General features: G+C 53.1%; 16 protein-coding genes. 6 read left to right on the plus strand and 10 right to left on the minus strand.

Going from position 1 to position 20,550, the window contains the following annotated elements; all coding sequences use genetic code 11:
* The first annotated feature begins 29 nt into the window (after positions 1–29).
* Together RAL90_RS04760 and RAL90_RS04765 are read left to right on the plus strand one after the other, a co-directional pair.
* Positions 30–503: a YcgN family cysteine cluster protein gene (locus RAL90_RS04760; RefSeq protein ID WP_306253377.1), complete on the plus strand. Its 474-nt coding sequence runs from the start codon at positions 30–32 to the stop codon at positions 501–503.
* 1,040 nt (positions 504–1,543) lie between these two features.
* Entirely contained in the window at positions 1,544–3,265 is a 1,722-nt protein-coding gene (locus RAL90_RS04765) for a long-chain fatty acid--CoA ligase (RefSeq protein WP_306253378.1), read from the plus strand.
* 21 nt (positions 3,266–3,286) lie between these two features.
* On the opposite strand, the gene RAL90_RS04770 is transcribed toward RAL90_RS04765, so the two are convergent.
* Both RAL90_RS04770 and RAL90_RS04775 read right to left on the minus strand, forming a co-directional pair.
* Positions 3,287–3,835, minus strand: coding sequence for a histidine phosphatase family protein (locus RAL90_RS04770; RefSeq protein ID WP_306253379.1), 549 nt, complete (start codon positions 3,833–3,835; stop codon positions 3,287–3,289).
* A gap of 36 nt (positions 3,836–3,871) precedes the next feature.
* Positions 3,872–6,013, minus strand: coding sequence for an AsmA family protein (locus tag RAL90_RS04775; protein ID WP_306253380.1), 2,142 nt, complete (start codon positions 6,011–6,013; stop codon positions 3,872–3,874).
* Between the two features lie 183 nt (positions 6,014–6,196).
* On the opposite strand from RAL90_RS04775, the gene RAL90_RS04780 reads away from it, so the two are divergent.
* Positions 6,197–6,748, plus strand: coding sequence for a LemA family protein (locus tag RAL90_RS04780; protein WP_372340429.1), 552 nt, complete (start codon positions 6,197–6,199; stop codon positions 6,746–6,748).
* Positions 6,748–8,475, plus strand: coding sequence for a DUF2207 domain-containing protein (locus RAL90_RS04785; protein WP_306253382.1), 1,728 nt, complete (start codon positions 6,748–6,750; stop codon positions 8,473–8,475). Before RAL90_RS04780 ends, RAL90_RS04785 begins: the two co-directional genes overlap by 1 nt.
* A gap of 2 nt (positions 8,476–8,477) precedes the next feature.
* Here the strand turns inward: RAL90_RS04785 and RAL90_RS04790 are convergent, their stop codons facing one another.
* The 3 genes from RAL90_RS04790 to RAL90_RS04800 form a co-directional block, all read right to left on the minus strand.
* Positions 8,478–8,666, minus strand: a complete 189-nt coding sequence (locus RAL90_RS04790; protein ID WP_306253383.1) for a DUF6324 family protein — start codon at positions 8,664–8,666, stop codon at positions 8,478–8,480.
* A gap of 200 nt (positions 8,667–8,866) precedes the next feature.
* Complete coding sequence (locus RAL90_RS04795; RefSeq protein WP_306253384.1) at positions 8,867–9,598, minus strand: ABC transporter permease; 732 nt, start codon at positions 9,596–9,598, stop codon at positions 8,867–8,869.
* Positions 9,595–10,506, minus strand: coding sequence for an ABC transporter ATP-binding protein (locus RAL90_RS04800; RefSeq protein ID WP_306253385.1), 912 nt, complete (start codon positions 10,504–10,506; stop codon positions 9,595–9,597). The genes RAL90_RS04795 and RAL90_RS04800 overlap by 4 nt, the downstream gene beginning before the upstream one ends.
* A 173-nt stretch (positions 10,507–10,679) precedes the next feature.
* Between RAL90_RS04800 and RAL90_RS04805 the strand changes: the two genes are divergently transcribed.
* Both RAL90_RS04805 and RAL90_RS04810 read left to right on the plus strand, forming a co-directional pair.
* Positions 10,680–11,339 carry a glutathione S-transferase N-terminal domain-containing protein gene (locus RAL90_RS04805; protein WP_306253386.1) on the plus strand — a complete coding sequence of 220 codons (660 nt, stop codon included), beginning with the start codon at positions 10,680–10,682 and terminating at the stop codon, positions 11,337–11,339.
* Between the two features lie 130 nt (positions 11,340–11,469).
* Positions 11,470–12,141 (plus strand): glutathione S-transferase family protein, encoded by a 672-nt coding sequence (locus tag RAL90_RS04810; protein ID WP_306253387.1) that lies wholly within the window; start codon positions 11,470–11,472, stop codon positions 12,139–12,141.
* A 3-nt stretch (positions 12,142–12,144) separates the two neighbouring features.
* On the opposite strand, the gene RAL90_RS04815 is transcribed toward RAL90_RS04810, so the two are convergent.
* From RAL90_RS04815 to RAL90_RS04835, 5 genes are all read right to left on the minus strand, one after another.
* Positions 12,145–12,555: a hypothetical protein gene (locus tag RAL90_RS04815; protein ID WP_306253388.1), complete on the minus strand. Its 411-nt coding sequence runs from the start codon at positions 12,553–12,555 to the stop codon at positions 12,145–12,147.
* A 68-nt stretch (positions 12,556–12,623) separates the two neighbouring features.
* A complete protein-coding gene (locus RAL90_RS04820; protein ID WP_306253389.1) occupies positions 12,624–13,934 on the minus strand; it encodes a hypothetical protein in 1,311 nt (436 codons plus the stop codon).
* A gap of 49 nt (positions 13,935–13,983) precedes the next feature.
* On the minus strand, positions 13,984–15,345 hold the full coding sequence (locus tag RAL90_RS04825) for a CsgG/HfaB family protein (protein ID WP_306253390.1): 1,362 nt from the start codon (positions 15,343–15,345) through the stop codon (positions 13,984–13,986).
* Positions 15,346–15,656: 311 nt separating this feature from the next.
* Positions 15,657–16,532 carry a pentapeptide repeat-containing protein gene (locus RAL90_RS04830; protein ID WP_306253391.1) on the minus strand — a complete coding sequence of 292 codons (876 nt, stop codon included), beginning with the start codon at positions 16,530–16,532 and terminating at the stop codon, positions 15,657–15,659.
* Between the two features lie 123 nt (positions 16,533–16,655).
* Complete coding sequence (locus RAL90_RS04835) at positions 16,656–20,300, minus strand: vitamin B12-dependent ribonucleotide reductase (protein WP_306253392.1); 3,645 nt, start codon at positions 20,298–20,300, stop codon at positions 16,656–16,658.
* Positions 20,301–20,550 lie beyond the last annotated feature (250 nt).

Raw genomic sequence — 20,550 nt, forward strand, 5'->3', positions numbered from 1 at the left:
ATCCCCCTTCACCGGAAAGGCAGGCTGGCATGTCAGAAAAGCGCGAACGGCCTTTTTGGGAGGCGAAATCACTTGAGCAGATGAGCCGCGATGAATGGGAGTCCCTGTGCGATGGCTGTGGCAGGTGCTGCCTCGTCCTGTTTCAGGATGACGAAACGGAAGAGGTCTGGGAAACCGACCTGACCTGCAAGCTGTTTGACTGCAAGACACGCCGGTGCCGGGATTATGCCAACCGCCGGGCAAAAGTGCCGGGCTGCGTTCACCTCACGCCGCTGAATATCAAGGACCTGAAATGGATGCCCGAGACCTGCGCCTATCGGCGTCTGGCCCAAGGGCAGGGCCTGGCAGACTGGCACCCGCTGGTCAGTGGTCGGCGTGAGAGTGTCGCCGAAGCCGGCATTGCCGTCCGCGCCGACCTAGTCTCGGAAAGTCTCATCCCGGAAGAAGAACAGGAAAACCACATCCACGCCCGTCGCTGGCCAAGAGGGGAGCCGTGTGGCTGATAAAAGACGTATGAGGAGCAGGTCAAAGGTAATGAATATGAAAAATGCGATTAAATGAACAAAAATTGATGCAGGCTCATTTAGAATCTCTAGCACTTAGAAACCCTAATCAATATAGGTCTCTCTTTAGAGCTACAAATAATAACTTAAATGGTGCGAAAGTTAGGTTAGATAGAAACTATTTTACTGTACTGCGCAGGCTCAGAAATAAATTGTGAAGAAATCTAGATTTTGCAAATATGGGTGATAGAATTGCAATAGGGGACGCGCTTACTGATGCAATCAGAGCTGACAACCGTTTCGCGTGTGCCGGATCTCTAATTAGGAGAAGTCCATTTTGTTAATTTTTGAGCAAAATTTGATCGGCTGGATTGTTAGGCGAGGTCTAGAGTTAATTATCTTTATTGTAACTTTTCTTACACTGGAGACTTTAAGCGGTGTAAATGTCTGGGGGGAATATTTTTTTAATACAATAAGATTTTTAATGGCGATAGTAATTATATACGGTATTTTTTTGCTTTATTATCCGCTTTCTTTCCTGTTTTCCGTGATCCTTAAAACGGGTGCATTAATAGAGTTTTTGTTTTTATTCTTGCATTTATTATTGTCAGCAGTGATTTTTTATAATGGTTTCAGTGTATATTCTATTCAAAATATGATTCACAGTCCGATGATTATATCGTCTATGCCTGTATTTTTGTTTCATTTTTGGTTGGTTTTTTCCAGGGCAAACAATAAAACTGGGTAAATGGTTTATTGGCATATTAATGTGACGTGCTCCCATTGACGCCCGTGGTCACAAGGCGCAGTCTTTTCAATCATCTGAGCAAACTTATGTGCCCCCCTGTGGCATGGCCTATTCTCTTTCGGTGGATCACCGGGAAATGGAGGCAAGCGGCGTGAACGTCACTGGGCCGGTTTATCTGCCGCAGAATTCATTGGCCTTTTCTGCTTGAAGCGGGCAGTTTTCCGGGACAATATCTGGAAAAACCTGTCGCTGGTGGCAGGGCATACAAGAAGTATCAAAAGGGAGTATTCGCATGCAGGGACTGATGATGGACTATCCGCTCTTGATCAAGGGCATCATGAACCACGCGCTGAGGACGTTTTCCGAGCAGGAAGTCGTCACGCGCCTCGTGGAAGGCGGCATCCATCGCTATACCTATGGCGACAGCTACAAGCGCATGTGTCAGGCGGCCCATGCCCTGCAGGAGATGGGAGTCAAGAAAGGCGACCGCGTTGCCGTCATGGGCTGGAATACCCACCGTCAGCTGGAGCTGTATTACGCGATCAGCTGCATTGGCGCGATCTGCCACACCATCAATCCGCGCCTCGGGCCGGAAAATGCGAATTACGTGATAAACCATGCGGGCGACAGCGTGTTGTTCTATGACACAACCTTCCAGCCGCTGGTGGAAGCGCTGGCGCCCGGCATCAAATGCGTCAAAAAGTTTGTCGTCCTGACCGACGCGGCGAACAAGCCGGACTCCAAGCTGAAGGCCGATACCTATGAGGAACTGATTGCGGGCAAGCCTGAAGCGTTTGACTGGCCGGATTTCGATGAGAACACGGCCAGCGCCATGTGCTATACCTCCGGCACGACTGGCAAGCCGAAAGGTGTTCTCTATTCTCACCGCTCAACTGTTCTTCAGGCGATGGTTACCTCCCTGCCGACCTCATTCGGGGCTGAACTTTCCGATGTTGTGTTGCCGGTTGTGCCCATGTTCCACGTCAATGCCTGGAACGTGCCGTATTCTGCCCTGATGGGCGGGATGAAACTCGTGTTCCCCGGGCCGGGTCTTGATGGCGCCAGCCTTTATGAACTGATGGAGGCCGAGAAGGTCACCTATGCGCTTGGTGTGCCGACGGTCTGGCTGAATCTACTGAATTATATTGAGGGTGAAGGCAAGACATTCAGTTCGCTGAAATACTCCCTGATCGGTGGGTCAGCGCTGCCGGAAAAAATCATTCGTGGCTATGACAAGCATGGTGTGCGCTGTCGTCAGGGCTGGGGCATGACAGAAATGTCACCGACCGGCACGACCAATTTCGAGCCAGTCGGCTTTTACGACTTGCCGATTGATGAGCGCATTCCCTATCAGTTGAAACAGGGCAAGGCGTTGCCATTTGTGGACATGCGGATCGTTTCCGATGATGGCAAAATTCTGCCTCATGACGGGGAGCAGTCCGGCCACTTGCAGGTGCGCGGGCCATCCGTTCTCAAGGGCTATTATGACCACGACAAACCGACCCTGACGCCCGATGGCTGGTTTGACACTGGTGACGTGGCGACGATTGACGAGACCGGCATGTTGCTGATTACTGACCGCGCCAAGGATGTGATCAAGTCCGGTGGCGAATGGATTTCCACCATCGACATTGAGAATGCAGCCCTTTCCCATGCCGCCGTGGCACAGGCCGCTGTGATCGGGATGCCGCACCCGAAATGGGACGAGCGTCCTTTGCTTATTGTGGAACTGGTGCCAGGCGCAGATGCTGATCCGCAACAGATATTGCAATCCGTCAGGGACCAGTTGCCAAAACTGTCGTGGCCGGATGATATTCAGATCGTTGACGAAATTCCGTTGGGCGCAACAGGCAAGGTTTTGAAAACCAAGCTGCGCGAAATGTTCAAGGATTATGTGCTGCCGGAATTGCGTGAGGGCGGTGGCACCTCTATGTCAGCCAGCGCTTCCGCGACGGACATTGATGCCGAAAAGAAAAAATCCGGCTTTCCGTTCCTGCGCCGTAAAGGAAAATAGGCGCGCCTGAAAGGGCCGGGACTATCTGACGACTGTCTCGGCCTCTTTGCCTTGTTCAACCAGAGCAAGGCGTCCACTATCGGTTGAAAAAATTGTGATGGCGCAATAATCCGGATGACTTATGAGCACCTGGTCGTCATCTGTCGCGGCACCCAGCGCCGCGTTAATGGCTACAAAATGTGAGAAGATAACAGTATCTTCTGTGTACTGCCTGAGTGTGTCGATAACGGTGTTTCGCCATTGCTGACAGGCAGTGCTGCTGTCAGACCATGTGCCTGTCATCAACTGGCGCAACCAGACGGTTCGTTGGGCAAGGTCCGGGATCGGGCTTTCGATTTCAGAGACTCGTGGCTCTGTTTGCGGGATGATATTCCAGTGCTGCGCAAGTGGTGTCGCCGTCTCGCGGCAGCGCCGCATCGGGCTGGTGATGATGGGCATTGGGGCCAGTCCGGCAAGATGGTCGATCACCCGCTGTGCCTGCTGGTGACCTTCTTCGTGAAGGCCGGGGTCAGGGTCACTGTCCCAGCCTGCTGCGGCCCTGCCATGACGGATCATGTAGAGTTTTGGCATGTCATTTATCCTCGACAGGAGAGGGGAGAATGAAGATCAGTCCTCATCCTTTTGGCGATTGCCAAATAGGCCGTTGATCAGGGCGCCGGCAATTTCTTCTTCTGTTGAAGCTTCTTCTTCGTTCTCTTCTCCGGCAGTGTCGTCCTGATCGCCACCGCCAAGCCTCCGGCTCAGGGCATCTCCCGCCAGGCCGCGCAGGTTGTCCTCGATGCTTTGCTCACCGTTTAACTGCGTGCCCGTCGCATCGCCAAGCAATCCCCGCAGGCGATCTTCCACAACGCCGCGGACAAGGCCCTGTGTGTCAAAGCCGACTTTGGGCTGATTGAATGTGCCACTGACCTGCAGCGGAATATTCAGCTTACGGCCAGAAACAGCTTCCAGTGTCTGATACACTGTCGGTACAAACTGCATTGTCATGCTCTGATCCGGCAGGTTCACCCGGCCATTCCCCTCGATCATGAAGAACGGCCCCTGCATGAGAATATTCTGCGCCTGCAGGAGACCGTTATTGACCTGAAAGCTGGAATTGAGATTGGTGAATTGTGTTTCTGATGCCGGTCCTTGTGCTGCTGCTACAGCCGTTGCCAGTGCGGATACATCAAAATTGCCGCCCTGAACGCCGTCAAGCAGGGCGCTGGCAGATTTGACGATCTTGCCAATATCAACACCCTCAACTGCTCCCTTGTCGATCGCAAAACTGCCTGAGCCACTCAATGTACGCATGAAATCAGCGACGGTTGAGCCGCGAGCGGAAAGGTTTGCGTCCAGGCCGCCAACGCCGCTCAATCGGGAAAGTCCCAGCACTTCTGTTGCGAAAGTCTGGGCATTCATCCCGGTCAGGCTGACATTGCGCAATTCAACTGTTGGCGAATTCTGACGGGAATTTACATATAGGGTCCCGCGTCCACCGCCATCATACAGGTTCAATTCTGTAAGCGCAGCAGTCAGCACTCCATTGTTGATATTGAAATCAAGGCCACTGGAGCCAAACGTCATCCCGTGCAGAAAGATACTCTCTGTCGTTGCTTTAAGATCAACGTCAACAGCGCGCAACGGGGAGAAGTCAATCCTGTCTTCCGGCCATGGCGGAAAAGCAGCATTCTTGTCGGCCTTTGCGGCGGTTACCTGCTCACTGGGTTCCGGCAGATAGGGACGCAGATCAAGCGCCGTCAGGTCAATCTGGCCACTGACTTTCGGGCGGGTGCCGCCCCAGTCAAATACAATATCTGTTGTGCCGTTGGCGTCGTTACTGATTTCATCAAAGGTGATATTGGCATCACTGAAACTCATGCGTGTACCGGTGCCTGAAACATCACCCGAAATATTCAGTCTGTTGAAGCCGTTCTCTACTGGTAAATCCATGCCGAGCGTTGCCAGCAGGCTTTTCAGGGATGGGGCGTCGATGTCGAGAAAGCCATCATAGGCCAGATCACCCCCAGCAAGATTGATCTGTGTGTCCACCGTATTGTCGCTTACCCCAAAATTCAGATTGATGGATGCAGCTGTATTATCCATGAGCGCCCGGGGCGTTGTGACGGTTGCTTTCAGGGAAGCTGGCTCGCCCTGAAAAAGCATGGTGCCGTCTACTTTCAACGGATCTGCGAGACTTGTCAGCGTCAGCGTAATATCCGCATCATCTGCAATAAACACCTGATCGGATGCACCATCACGGTACGTGACTTTTCCCTCTGTCAGCTGGACGGTGCCAAGATTGAAGTCGCGATCGCTCGTACCCGCACTGTCCGTTTCACTGTCTGCTTCTGATTCTGGTGCGTCTGTGCTTGTGCCAAGCAGCCAGTTGACGTCGCCGTTTGCGCGTTTTTCAAGATTTACCTGGGGGGCGGTCAGCACAAATCCGTCTATCTGAATGTCATTGCCGCGTGACGTAATAAGCGGCATCAGTTTGACCTGGATGCGGGCTTCACCGACCGACGCAAAATAGGGGTCGCTCATGCCGTCTGCGTTGGCAATCACCAGTCCTTTCAGGCCGAAGCTCGGGTTGGGGAAAATGCGGCTGTCTGTGACTTCTTCCACAGTCACCGTGCGGCCCAGCGCTTTTGTCGCCTGCTCTTCAATCAGGGTCTTGTGGTCACCGCCCGATATAATGACATTCAGGGCGATCACGCCAATAACACCGAGCGCTACGATACCGCCGACAATCCATGTGATAATGCGCATGGGTAGAATTCTCCTCAACATTTGACCCGACACTTAACATAGAGCCGGGGCTAAAGCGACTTTAAGTCCAATTCATGGCGCGGAATTTGGTTCCTGACAGCTGCAGCGTCTTGTGTTCTTAACAAAGCAAACGGATTGGAGGATAGTGCGTAGAAACAAAGCGGGGGCTTCATGGATCTACCTATGCTTATCATTGCTCTTTTCATTGCTGTCGGCGGTGCTGCTGCCTTTATTTATAACCGTCTGGTCCAGCGGCGCCAGTTGGTGGAAAATGGCTGGGCAGATATAGACGTTCAGTTGAAGCGGCGGGCCAACCTGGTGCCGCAACTGGTGGCCAGTGTTCAGGGGTATGCCCTCCATGAGCAGCAACTATTTGAACGTATTGCAGAAAAACGAGCCAATGCGCTGGCAGCCGGGGATGACAAGCAACAGCGCGGGGCGGCAGAAACAGCCTTGTCCCGCCCGGTTGCGCGACTGGTGGCCGTGGCTGAAGAATACCCCGATCTCAAGGCAAGTGAAAACTTCCTGAAGCTGCAGCAGGAGCTGGTTGAAACGGAGGAAAAAATCGAAATGGCGCGACGCTTCTATAATGGTGCCGTGCGGAAGTTGAACACAAGCGTTCAGAGTTTCCCCAACTCGATCATTGCAGGTGCCTTTGGCTTTGTCATCGCCGCATATTTTGAAATCACCACGGCTGACAAGATGGTGCCGCCAGTTAGACTGGATGCTGCATGATGTCTGGTAAATCAGTTCCGTCAGCAGCTTTGCTGAGCATTTTCCTGTCTGTATTCCTGACCTTTTCGGCGCAGGCAGCTGAGGTCATCAACAGTTTCAATGTGACCATTGAGGTTGAAACGAGTGGCGATATTATCGTTACTGAAGAGATTACAGTCACCGTGGAAGGCAACCAGATCAAACGCGGCATTTTCCGTGATCTGCCGCGCTATTTTGAAGATGACATGATGCGCCTGCCGTTCGACTATGATGTGCTGAACGTAAGGCGCAATGGCCAATCTGAAAGATTTCAGTTCAGTACCGACGGGCAGGCGTATCGCATTCGTATCGGCCGGGCAGATTACTTTCTGCCCGTTGGTCAGCATACTTATCTTATCGAGTACAGGGTCGCGAACCAGATACGTTATCAACAGCAGGTGGATGAACTTTACTGGAATGCCACTGGCTCTTACTGGAATTTCCCCATCCTGTCGGCCCGTGCCACCATCGTCCTGCCATCAGATTCGCAAGTGGTGGCCCAGGACGCTTACACAGGTCCGTTGGGCTCCTCGGCGCAGGATTACAGCTACAGTAATCAGGGCAACAGACACATATTCACTGCTCTGGGTGAACTGGCTATTCGCGAAGGCCTGACAGTTTCCCTGTCGCTCGAAAAGGGAGTGATCGACCCGCCTACACGAGAGGAGCAAATCTCCCGATGGTGGCAACGCAACGGAGCGCTCGCCATCCTGATCGTTTCGGGGTTTGGCCTGTTTGTGCTTTTTAACAGTCAATTCAACCGGGTTGGGCGTGACCCGGTCAAGGGACCGGTATTTCCGCGCTATGCCCCGCCGGAAGGATATTCTCCGGCTGCCGTGCACCATCTCTGGTACAGGGCCGTGAGCGGGCATAATGCTCTCATCGCGACGTTGATGAATGCGGGTATCAAAGCGGTTCTGCGACTTGATTCACATTCTGATAAAAAGACGAGCGTGACGCTGGTGAAATCAGCCAGTGAAGAATGGGACTTGCCTGACGAAAGCCAGAAATTTCTCAAGGCACTTTTCGCCTCACGGTCTGTTTTCATGCTTGGCAGCAAATATGATGAGACCTTTACGTCGGCCTATACCGAATTCAGCAAGCAGCTATCAGCACGCTACGGGAAGGACTATTTCCGCTGGAACATTCTATATGTTCTGATGGCGTTGGGGTTAAGTATCATCGCTGTCCTGATCTCGCTGGCTTTTGTCACCACATGGACTGTCTGGCATACGCTGGCGGTTCTGGCGCTGGCAGGTCTCAATTTCTGGTTCATGTATGTCATTCCGGCACCGACCCGGAAAGGGCAGGATATACGCACCGAGATAGAAGGTTTCAGATTATATCTCGAAACGGCCGAACAGTTGCAGCTCAATACGGCAGAAGTGGGGGCAGCTGTGCCGCCTGCCATGACCAAAGAGCGTTATGAACGGTTCTTGCCTTATGCGATTGCGCTTGATCTTGAAAAGCCGTGGACAGAACATTTTGAGAAACTGATCCCGCGTGAAGCAGAGGACTACACCCCCCATTGGGGCAGTTTTCACCATGGCAGTGGTCGGCAATCCCTGGCTGCCATGAACAGCGCTTTGGTCACCGGATTGTCTTCCGGCGTCACAGCTGCCCTGCCACAGAGTTCATCGTCATCAGGCGGTGGCGGTGGCGGATTTTCTGGCGGCGGCGGCGGCGGCGGCGGCGGTGGGGGCTGGTAAGGTCAGCCTTTCACCTGCCGGGCAGCCTTGGCAGCAGCGATCAATTCCTCGGCAATCGCTTCGGCGTCTTCCGGGTCAAAATCCAAGGGCAGGTCGAGCGTGTCCGAGAAAACATAAAGCCTTACCATGCCTGCATCGGTCGCACCGATCTGCAGGTCAGCGCCGTCTTCTGATGGTGTATTGATGCTCATATCAGCTTTTGTCCTCTTTTATGCGGCCTGACTTAGCGCCGATTGTACAAGAGGAAAAGTGCCCTGCTGACAACTTGTTTCATTAGCTTCAGGGTGTGGGAAGTATCATCACCAGCGTCAGCAGCAGGACGACGGCGGCAATCAGGAATATGGGCGTTGTCTTGTTCAGCATGTCTGATGTCCTTCCAGGGAATATCGTTTCAGCGCCGTTGCAGACCCCAGGCAATCATCGCCAGGGCGGCGAAACCTGCAGTGTAGAGTCCAAGTACGGATAAATGTTGTCCGGTATCATCACCCATACCGATCACGGAAAGGGCGGTCTGCCCGGCGTGATAGGACGGTGTCAGGCTGCCAACCGCCTGGAACCAGTCAGGAAACATGCTCGCGGGCATCCATAAACCGCCAAGCAGGGCGAGGCCGAGAAAGATCAGGTTGGTAATCGCAACGGCGCCGTTGCCTTTGACCAGAAACCCGATGGTAAGACCCAGTAACGCGAACGGTAATGTCACTGACAGATGTACAAGGACAAGTTGTCCCCAGATCGGACGGGCCAGTTCAACACCGCCAAGCCAGCCGCCGACCGCGTAAAGTATGGCCAGAGTAAAAGCTGAAAAAATCAGTGCACCAAACAGCTTTGAAACAAGGTAAATCCAGACTGGCATAGGCGCGACACGCTTGAGATCCAGCCAGCCGCGATCCTTTTCCATGGCAACGCCAACACCAAAGCCGAACATGGCTGGCCCCATGACAGCAAAGACACCGAATGTTGCCAGCAAATAGGCAGCTTGTGGTCCGCCACGCCCCATCATGACACCAAAGATGGAGTAAAAAATAACGGGGAAGGCGATTGTCGGTAGCAGGAATTCTGGCGCACGCAGGAACTTAAGTGTTTCTGCAGCGCATTCGCGGGAGAGGGCGGTCAGAATATTCATGACAGGTCTCCTTGTGTTTGATGGCCTGTGAGCGCGCGGAAGGCGTCTTCCAGCCCGGTGCCGGAGACGCTTATATCACTGATGGTCTCATCATGTGAGAGAAGCATCCGCAGTGTAGCAATTTCATCTGATGTCAGAATGTCCAGATAGCGACCGGCCCGGAGAGCAGAGCGTACTTCCGCCTGCGCCTCAACCTGTGCTGCCTCAAGGGTTGTCAGGCAGCGCACTTTCTTCCCCCCGACCCGGGCACGAATTTCCGCTGTTGCCCCGTCAGCAACCAGTTGGCCCTGATCTATAACTACTATCCTGTCGGCCAGATTATCTGCTTCCTCGAGATAATGGGTCGTGAGGATGATCGTCACGCCTTCTTCGGCCAGGCCTTGAACGACCTGCCAGAGTTTCTGGCGTGCTTCCAGGTCCAGGCCGGTTGTCGGTTCATCAAGGAAGACCAGTTCCGGCTTGCCCGCGACTGCCGCGGCAAACTGGACCCGACGTTTCTGCCCGCCTGAAAGGTTATTGTACTTGCGCCCGGCAAGGTCACCCAGCCCCCCCAGAGCCAGTGAGTCTTCTACTGGCCGCGGATCGGGATAATAGGCGGAGAAGAGGGCCAGATGTTCGGAAACCGTCAGGTTTTCTGGCAGTTCCGTATCCTGCAGCATGGCGCCAATACGCCGCCGCGCGGCCATCCGGCCGGGCTTGCCGCCAAAGACCGTCGCCTTGCCAGCACTTGGTGCGACAAGCCCGAGAAGGATATTGATCAGAGTCGTTTTGCCTGCGCCATTGGGCCCCAGAATGGCAGTTATGCCGCCGGCCTCAATCGTCAGGTTTACACCCTCAAGTGCACGCACCTTGCCATATTTTTTTGCTGTGCCTGCCAGCTGTATCGGTAAGTCGTCTCGTGCAGTCACCGGTTGTTCCCCCTGATCGTTAAAATCAAAGTCATATACTTTATTTTATAAAGTTCACATAATAACTAATCACGCTGCTGTCAACCTACCAGCCTTTAGCGGCTTGCGATTTCCGAGGCTGCCAAATTGCTCAAAAGCTGATATGAAGAAAAAAAATCCGGGGGATTGAGCCAATGACACTGCTTCATCCAGTAAATATCAGTTTGTCTTTTGCAGCGTCTGTTTTGCGCCTGGGTGCGGGCAGTGCGCCTGACCGGGTGCTGACCGACGAGCCTCTCGTGCTTTATGAGTTTGAGGGCTGTCCCTATTGCCGTATCGCCCGCGAAGCTGTTTCCGAGACGGGTGTAACCGTGCTGATGCGGCCATGCCCGAAAGGGGGAGAGAGATTTCGCCCGAAGCTGAAAGAAATTGGCGGCAAGGCACAGTTTCCGTATCTGATTGATCCGAATACAGATGTGCGCATGTATGAAAGTGCTGATATTGCCCGTTATCTGCGTGATACATATGGCGACAGGAAACGCCCATTGGTGCACTGGCTGGGACCAGTTGGTCAGATACTGTCCCAGTTTGCTGTTCTGATGCGGTTGATGGGCGGGACCTTCAGGAGCAAGTCGATTGCGCCGGCCAAAGCCCTTGAGCTTTATGGGTCGGAGCGCTCACCCGCGACGCGTATTGTCAAAGAAAAACTCTGCGAGATGGAAATTGAATATCTGTGGCAGCCAGCACCACTGGCAGGTGGCGGCATACCGCAACTGATAGACCCGAATACCAACGAAACATATACAGGCGCGCTGAAGATCCGTCGCTATCTGAAAGCTACATACGGCGCTTAGGCGAGCGTCGATCCTCTCAAAAGCGGCGAGACGGTTTTCAGGATGGTCATTGATGGTTGTCGCACTAGATAAAACATTCAATAGGTTCAATATATTGAACCTGTAGTCGCACGAAAACGAGGGCAGCCTGATGATTGTTGTACACCACCTGGAAAATTCGCGCTCACAGCGCATCATCTGGCTGCTGGAAGAACTCGGGACGGCGTACGAGATCCGTCATTATGAGCGTGACAAGGAAACATCGCTGGCACCGAAAGAGCTGCTGGATGTGCATCCACTTGGCAAGTCCCCGATTATTACTGACGGTGACCTAGTGGTGGCTGAAAGTGGTGCGATCGTTGAGTATCTGATTGAGAAATATGGTGATGGCAGACTACAGCCTGTCGGCGGAGCGCAGGACCGTCTCAACTATCGTTACTGGCTGCATCATGCTGAGGGCACTGCGGCTGCACAGTTGGTTCTGAAGTTGATCTTTACCCGTGTCAAGGAACAGAAACTGCCAATCGTGGTGAAACAGATCGCTCACAAGATTGCTGACAAGGTTCTTGAGAGTTATGTTGACCCGAATGTTCAGCGGAGCATGGTGCACTGGGAAAGTGCCTTGTCTGAAACCGGCTGGTTTGCCGGCGAAGAAATGAGCGGGGCTGACATCATGATGAGTTTTCCGCTGGAAGCAGCGTCTGCCCGGGCCGGATTGGGCAGGTCCTTCCCGAACATCAGCGAGTTTCTTGATCGTATTCACGCCTTACCAAATTATCAGAAAGCCTTGGCCAAGGGCGGTAAGTACGATTTCGTCCAATAAGCTTCAGCGTGCATTCACAACGGACATCTGGTTGCCAAAGTTACGCTGATTGATATTGATGACAGAGTTGTTGATCCCGTTCAGTTCTACACTGTTCCCGATGCTGACTGCATTGAGTGTTGTTGATCTGAGGGTTGACCCGTTTCCTGATGAAACACCAGCACGATAGCTTGTTGCAAGGCCACCCGGTGCAGGACCGGAAGCATCACCGGCATCAATGATACGTCCATTGACGATGATGCGCGTACCTTGAGGATCGCGCTTATTGGTCTGGTAGGGCTCTGCATAGGCGCTGCGGGTCTGACCGTATGGGGTCAGTAGGCTTTCGCCACCCTGATTTTGAGCACTGGCCGTTCCTGCTGACAGAGTCAGAAAGGTTGCTGTGCCTGATAGGAGAAGTGGAAGTATACGCATTTTCTTACCCTTTTCGACAGTTGGTCAGGCGCGGTTGCGCCTGACCTTGTTGTGGACTGCCTTGTCGATTAGTTAGGCAGGTTGGCGATATTCACAGAGTTGCCGATGGCAGCTGCTGTGATTGATACGTTACCTGTTACATCACCAAGGTCTGCATTGACGACAGCCTGTGTCAGGGCGCCGTTGTACTGTTGCGTGTTCACATCAAGTACAGCAGTGGATGGCAATGTCGTAATTGACAAGGTGTTTGTAATTGCAGCACTTGTCAGGCTAACGTCGCCTTCGATTTCACCGAAATTGGCATTTGTGATCGCAGTTGGGTCATAAGACGCCCACTGACGGTTGTTGATGGACACATGGTCTGCATTTTCGATGTCATATGATGCAGAGTTGCCGATTGCGGCAGAAGTATGTGTCACATCACCGGTGATGTCATCAAGCTCCAGATTTGCCACAGCGCGCGCATCGCCGTTGAAGCGTTGCAGGTTGTTGGAAACCAGGCTGCCCTGACCTTCGACAGAGAAAGAGTTTGCGATGGCGGCAGCTGTCGTTTCGATAGCTGTACCGTTCGGTCCACTCAGATTGCGACCGTTCACATTGAGGTGTGCAGCGATTTCGCTCTGCCCTCTGACGAACTGATTGTTGTTGATAACGCTTGTGCCTGAAGTACCAGGGTTCAAATCATTATCGAATGCAATGGCTGCAGAGTTGCCGATAGCAGCCGTTGTGCCTGCGATCGTGCCAACAGTGTCAGTTGCTGTCAGATTGGTTGTGGCAAATGCATCATTATTTCGCAGACCGAACTGGGTGTTCGTGATGCGGGCGTTGCCAGTTACGTCAGCTGAAAAGCTGTTGTTGATGGCAGCTGATGTCAACTCGACAGTCTCGTCAGAGCCAGCGATTGAAGCATCAATTCTAGCGCGCGCGCCTGCGGTATAGTCAACCTGATTATTTGTAACGCGTGTCAGTTGTGATGCGCCGCCTTCTGGATCATCAACAGTGATGGACGCTGAGTTTCCGATGGCTGCTGCCGTTGCATTGATAGAGCCTACAGTATCGGACGCATGTAGATTCACATTAGCCGTTACGTTGTTGTCGAAGAACTGCTGATCGTTCGGGCGCAGACCTTGAGCCTGATCGTTCACAATATTTGTGCGCCCGCCAAGTTCAGCAGCGAAGCTGTTGCCGATTGCAGCTGAAGTCAGTTCTACTTCTTCAGAAACAGCATCCAGACTGGCATTCAGAGTCGCACGGACTTTGGCCCAGTTGTTTTGATCATTGTCGAGATCATTGACTGTGTCAGACCCGGCGAGGGCTGTTCCCATGCTCAGACAGGATGCGCTGATGAGGGCGATTGATGTTAGAGTTGCTTTCTTCATGGTGGTCTCCTTTCGGTGGTTGAAACCTGGGTAGTGTGGTGGTTGGTTGTTATCGCGATCTGAGAGATCGACGCAGCGCCAGGGATCCGCCAGGCTGACGCTGATAGGGTTGGGATAAAACCGACGTGCCCGCTGAGATTGAGCTGCAGTTGCCCTCAACCAGTGAACAAATCGTGTTGGCGGAATTCTGTGTCAGAGGGCCAAGGCGCAGAATGAACAGATCCTGTTTCGTGCCCTCGATTGATGTTCTGATGACTTCAAATGGTGCAGCGCCAAGTTGCTGCGGAAACCTCCGGGCATAACTTTCCCAGATACTTTGAGCGGCCTGTTCAGTCTCGTAAAAGCCGATTTTGGCAAAATAGCTGTTAGGGCCTGTGCTGTAGATGGAGAAATTTTTTGCCAGGGTTGCGCGCACCGCTTCCGGCTCTGCGGCAACAGATGCTTGTGCGAGAGGCTGGCTGTTTTGCAATGCAGCACGCTGATGATAGTTTTCAAACCTGTCCGTCCCCCGTTTGGGTGATGCATGGTCAAGCGCGCGTTCAACACTGCTGAAACACTGGCTTGGGGGCAGGTTATAAAGGCCGGCGGTGAATTCGAAGACAGCCCGGTCAATCGTGGCCCGAACCGCAGATTGCACTGGCTCCAGGGCTCTGCGACCTGTGCCCACATCAACCAGTACACTGCCGATGAAGTCAAACACACCAGCTTCGCGCTCATAGCCGACGATCTGTTTCTTGAAAGAGCGTACCGCCAGGACTTCACTGGAGCGAGCATCCACAAGGCGCAGGTCAATACCGACATCAAACACCTGATAGTTTTGCCCGACAGCCAGCGCACCGGAGGATGAAGAGGAGCCGCCGATGAAGAAGTCTGTAGCGCCCGACTGAATATTCGGATTAAATTCCGTGATACCGCCTACAATATAGAGGTCGGCGCCCTGAAGCTGGCCTTGCTGAACGGTGCGAAGGGATTGTTCAGAGTCCCGGATAAGACCCGCATTGGCGTAATCCAGTTCAACCTGAAGAACGCCAAGGTCGAAGCGCTCTACCAGACGCATTCCGGCGTCGCTGACAGCGGTCATGGCCATCAGGGTTGCGCCCTGTGTTATCCTGCGCCCGCTAAAGGCATCATTGGCGCCTGTCATGTCTGAAATATGGCCGACAGCAATGCGTGGTGCAGAAAATGACTGACGTGCCGCATGATAGGCAACGCAGCGCAGGGCTGATGTATAGTCAGTCTTGCTGATCGTTGAGTCAGGCCCTTTGACGGGCTGCACATGTTCCTCGAAACCAGTCGTGCTGCATCCCTGTAAGACAATCAGTGATGCGGCGGCGGCGGCAACCTTTTTGAAGCTGGAACGCTCCGTTTTTCTAGATTGATTTGCCGTTGGGCGGGCAACCGGACTGAACATATCAATTCCCTCATTACGTGTTTGCCCAATGAGGAGTACAATTACCGTGCCATTAACTTTTGAGCGGGTTTTGCGGTTAAAACCTCGTAAATTTGATGATTTTGAACCATTTGGATGTCTCTTTTTGAAATTTCAGAGACAGGATGATCCGTTTAGACACATTGCTGTGTCACATTCAGGGATGCTTTAATGGAGGGTGTATTTTTTCTGCGCTAGCATTATCAAAATGCTAACGCGTTCGTTACCATCCGTTAGCGGATTAAGAAATTTTTTACCATACCGGATCTGTGAACAGGTGCGTGCTGATAGGTTCAAGCGCAGTTTTTAATAGAAAGTCCTTGTGGTAACTTTGTTTTACTGCTTCCACAGGCCAGATCAATCTGTTTCTGAAGCAGGCCAGTTGTTGTAGACAGGTCTGCGCGCGTGAGGTCCGCACCTTCAAGGTTCGCATGGGCAAGATCAACATTTGACAATATGGCGTCATGGAAAACCGCTTTTTCAAAATTCGCTTTGGCGAAGTCAGTGTGTGAAATGCGCGCATTGGAGAAGTCAGCCCCATAGAAGACACTTCTGTCGCCGTAACTGCTGGTGATTTTCGCATTTGAAAAAATTGCCCCGGTGAACTGTCCGGCAGAGAATAAAGTCAACTCAATCGTCGTGCCCCTCAACATGGCCCCTTGTGCCATCAATCCGGTCAGATCGGCATTGTCAAAGGTTGCCGCAGAGAAATCTGCACCACGCGCCGAGGCCGCTGTCATAATCGTTCGGTCAAAAATGGCACCAGTTGCGGCAACACTGTCCATGGCCGCTTTATCCAGATAGGTCTTGGTAAAATCTGCCTGATCCAGCGACGAGCGCGTAAAAGTGGCATGTGATAACATGCGAGAGGAGAAATCTGCGCCTGTGAAATCCTTGCCGACAGCGATATAGGTTTCTGTATCGTGCTTCGAGGCTTGGGGTTTTGTACGGGAAAATCCTTCTCCTGCGCGTCGAAGGCCATAGCGCAGTTTCGTGCCAAATGTATCATTGGTCATTTTAACGAGACTGGCAACCGCATACAGAGTGTCATTCGCGGCAGCACGCACAGGGGCAGGCAGACTGCGCTGCTGCTCATAGGAAGCGTTAGAGTAGAGATATGTGAAGAGGACCAGAAAAACGGTCACGACCAGCGCTACAATGCGAAACATCACAATTCTCCTGATGCCAGATTATGGCATTCACCCCCGCACAGCCAGAATAGCCTGCCTTAAAAGTTTTAAGGGCAGGCTTTCAGGACCATTAAGGTTCTGGAGAGTAGATTTACAGTTTGTTTACGAACAACCTGTGCTGGCACCGCAGCTTTCGCATTTCAGGCAGGTGCCAGAGCGCACGAGCGTGAACTGGCCACAATCCGGGCAGGCATCGCCTTCATACCCTTTGATGATGGCTTCTTCCCGCTCTCCTTTGGGCGAGGCAAACTTGCCGGCCGGAACAGAAGTTGGTGCGGATGCAAGGCGGGAATTGGCCTGACCGGCACCACTCACACCTGCCTCCCTGGCGGTACTTTCATTTGCCGGTGCGAATTTCTCGCGCAGGCGGTCAAACTCTCCGCCACGCAGGACGACCAGATTGTCCATAGTAGATGAGCGGGAGAACCCCTTGGAAATGAGACGCGATGCCTCTTCCTGGATTTTCTCCTCATTCACGCCACGACCGAGTTCGTCGAAACTTTCCTGACCAGCTGAATGGGCAAGATCTTCACGGCCCAAATAGGAAATAGCCAGCTCCCGGAAGATGTAATCCAGAATGGAATTCGCATTCTTGATCTTGTCATTGCCTTGAACCGGGCCGGCAGGCTCAAATCGCGTGAACAGATAGGCGTCCACATATTCTTCGAGCGGCACCCCATATTGGAGGCCGAGTGAAATTGCGATGGCAAAATTATTCATCAGGGAGCGGAAAGCGGCACCTTCCTTGTGCATGTCCAGGAATATCTCACCCAGTTCACCATTATCAAATTCACCCGTGTGCAGATAGACCTTGTGGCCACCGACAATGGCTTTCTGGATATATCCTTTGCGCCGGTCGGGCAGGCGTTTGCGCCCAGGCGCCCGCTCTACAATACGTTCAACCACACGCTCGGTGAATATGCGTGCTTTCTCTGCTAATGGCGTGTCTTCCAGTTCGTCTTCAAGATCACTTTCGGCCAGTAAGGTGCTGGTGAGCGGTTGTGACAGTTTCGACCCGTCACGATAGAGCGCAATCGATTTCAGGCCCTTGGCCCATGCATTGCGATAAACCCGTGCGCAGTCATCAACGGTTGCCTGAGTTGGCAGGTTGACCGTTTTCGAGATCGCGCCGGAGATGAATGGCTGCGCTGCCGCCATCATGTCAATATGGGCGCTGACGGGCAGGGCGCGTGTGCCGATGCGCCCGCATGGTGTCGCGCAGTCAAAGATCGCCAGATGCTCCTCTTTCAGATGCGGTGCCCCTTCAACGGTCATTGTGCCGCAGCAATAAAGGTTGGCTTTGTGAATATCCTCGTCATCAAAACCAAGATCGCGTAACATTCTGTAGCCTGACTGGCTCAGTTGCTCATCTGTGAAGCCCAGCGTGCCACGCAGGAAAGACTCCCCTAGCGTGTGCACATTGAAAATATATGTCAGGTCAAAAGCTGCAGGCAGGGCTTTTTCCAGTGCGTCGATCTGTGCATCACCGAAACCCTCGCCGCGCAAAGTATCATGGTTGACGCCCGGCGCGTCCCGCAAGCTACCGCGCCCTGTCGCGTAATGTCTGATGTCAGTAATCTGGCTGTCAGTATAGCCCAGTTTTTTCAGGGCACGGGGCACTGCATGGTTGATAATCTTCAGGTGGCCCCCGCCAGCCAGTTTCTTGAACTTGACCAATGCGAAGTCCGGCTCAATGCCGGTCGTGTCACAATCCATGATCAGGCCAATCGTGCCTGTGGGGGCGACGACCGAAACCTGCGCATTGCGATATCCGTGCTGTTCGCCAAGCTGGATTGCCTGATGCCAGATATCAGCGGCGGTGAGTGAAAGCCCTTTGAATGTTTCGCTTTTGCCCAGCACCTGCGGCCGGACCGTCAATCCTTCAAAGCTATAGACAGCACCTGCCGCTGCAGCATGGTTGCGAATGACCCGCATCATGTCTGCCGCGTTCTTCTGCCAGGCCGGGAAGGGACCGACACCAGCGGCCATTTCGGCTGAGGTCCGGTAAGCGGTTGCACTCATCAGGGCACTGATCGCCCCGGCAACGGTACGTCCTTCATCTGAATTATAGCCAAGGCCGCAACGCATCAGCAATCCGCCAAGATTGGCGTAGCCAAGGCCCAATGTGCGGTAACTGTGAGAGCGCTTTGCGATCTCATGGCTTGGATAGGCTGCCATCATGACAGATATTTCAAGTGTCAGTGTCCACAGCTTGCAGGCATGTTCAAAACCCTGTGCGTCAAACGTCCCGTCCTCACCAAGGAACTTGACCAGGTTGATCGAGGCAAGGTTGCAGGCCGTGTTGTCAAGAAACATATATTCAGAACACGGATTTGATCCTCTGATCTCACCATCTGCGGGGCAGGTATGCCACTCATTGATTGTATCATGAAATTGCAAACCCGGATCGGCGCTGAGCCAGGCAGCTTCGCTGATCTTGCTCCATAAAGTGCGGGCGGGCAGGGATTTATGTACGCCACCATCGGTGCGGCGTGTCAGATTCCATTCATCATCATTGTCAACGGCCTTGAGAAAGTCGTTGCTGATGCGGATTGAGTTGTTGGCATTCTGCCCGGAAACAGAGCGATAGCCTTCGCCGTCCCAGTCTGTGCTGAATGTATCGACAACAATGTCGCCATACCCTTGCGAAGACCATTGGATGGTGCGCTTGAGAAGTGTCTCAGGTACGCCGTCACGCCGTGCAGCTTTTATGGCGCGTTTCAGCTCCGGGTTTTGTGCGGGGTCAAATGGGTCCTCTCCATCGGGTATTTTCGTGGCGGCAAGAACAGCATCAAGATGCTTTTGAACCTGCCTTGAGCCGACCACCAGAGCTGCGACCTTCTGCTCTTCTCTTGCTTTCCAGTCGATAAAGTCTTCCACATCCGGATGATCGATATCGACAATGACCATTTTTGCTGCCCGGCGGGTTACACCGCCTGATTTTATGGCACCTGCGGCGGCATCGCCCACCTTCAGAAAGCTCAGCAAGCCGGATGAAACACCGCCACCTGAGAGAGGCTCGCCGGCCCCGCGAATGTTCGAAAAATTTGTCCCTGAACCGGAGCCAAACTTGAACAGTCTGGCTTCGCGACGCCACAGGTCCATGATGCCCCCTTCTGTCACGAGGTCATCCTCGACAGACTGGATAAAGCAGGCTTGGGGTTGCGGGCGTTCGTAAGCTGTTGTGGCGAGTTCAACATTACCCGTTTTGTGATCTGCGTAGAAATGACCTTGGGCAGGGCCATCTATGCCATAAGCCCAGTGCAGACCGGTATTGAACCATTGCGGGCTGTTGGGAGCTGCGATCTGGCTGGCAAGCATGAACCGCATCTCGTCGTAATACGCGCGGGCATCTTCTTCGCTGGCGAAATAGCCGCCTTTCCAGCCCCACCATGTCCATGCGCCCGCCATACGGTCAAACACTGCCGTGGCATCGCGCTCGCCGGTAAGGCGTTCAGACTCTGGCAGTTTTGCCAGGGCGTCTTCGTTTGCGACATGACGGGCGAGAAATCCGGGAATGCCTTTTTCATCAACAGGCTTCGTCTTTGCCGGAATACCCGCCTTGCGTAGATATTTCTGCGCGAGAATATCAATAGCCGTCTGCGACCATTCTTCGGGCACAGTCAGACCTTCGATGCGCGCCGAGGCGCTGCGAGCCATTGAATAGAGTTCGCTGGTTGCCTCGCGAAACACCATGTCGCCGTAAGCGCCGGTCTCGGATGTCGTAAAAAAGCGGTCTATCTTCATCTCTTGGCCCGTTGTTTTTCAGCCGAATTCTCTTACCCGGCCTTTGATATTCTACCATATATGGTGATGCTGTGCGTTTTATTCAGGTGTTCGGCACAATAGAAAAGCATTTTTGGGACAATGATTCTGTCAGAAGTAAACAACTGAATTTCAACAGTCAGATGCGCGAAATCCTGATTAAAACTGGACGCCTTGCCCATAGCGGGCCATATTCTGGCCCAAACTCCGAACTAGAAAGCCGTAAAGGCAA

The organism is Parvularcula sp. IMCC14364 (genome assembly GCF_030758415.1).
Taxonomy (GTDB): domain Bacteria; phylum Pseudomonadota; class Alphaproteobacteria; order Caulobacterales; family Parvularculaceae; genus Aquisalinus.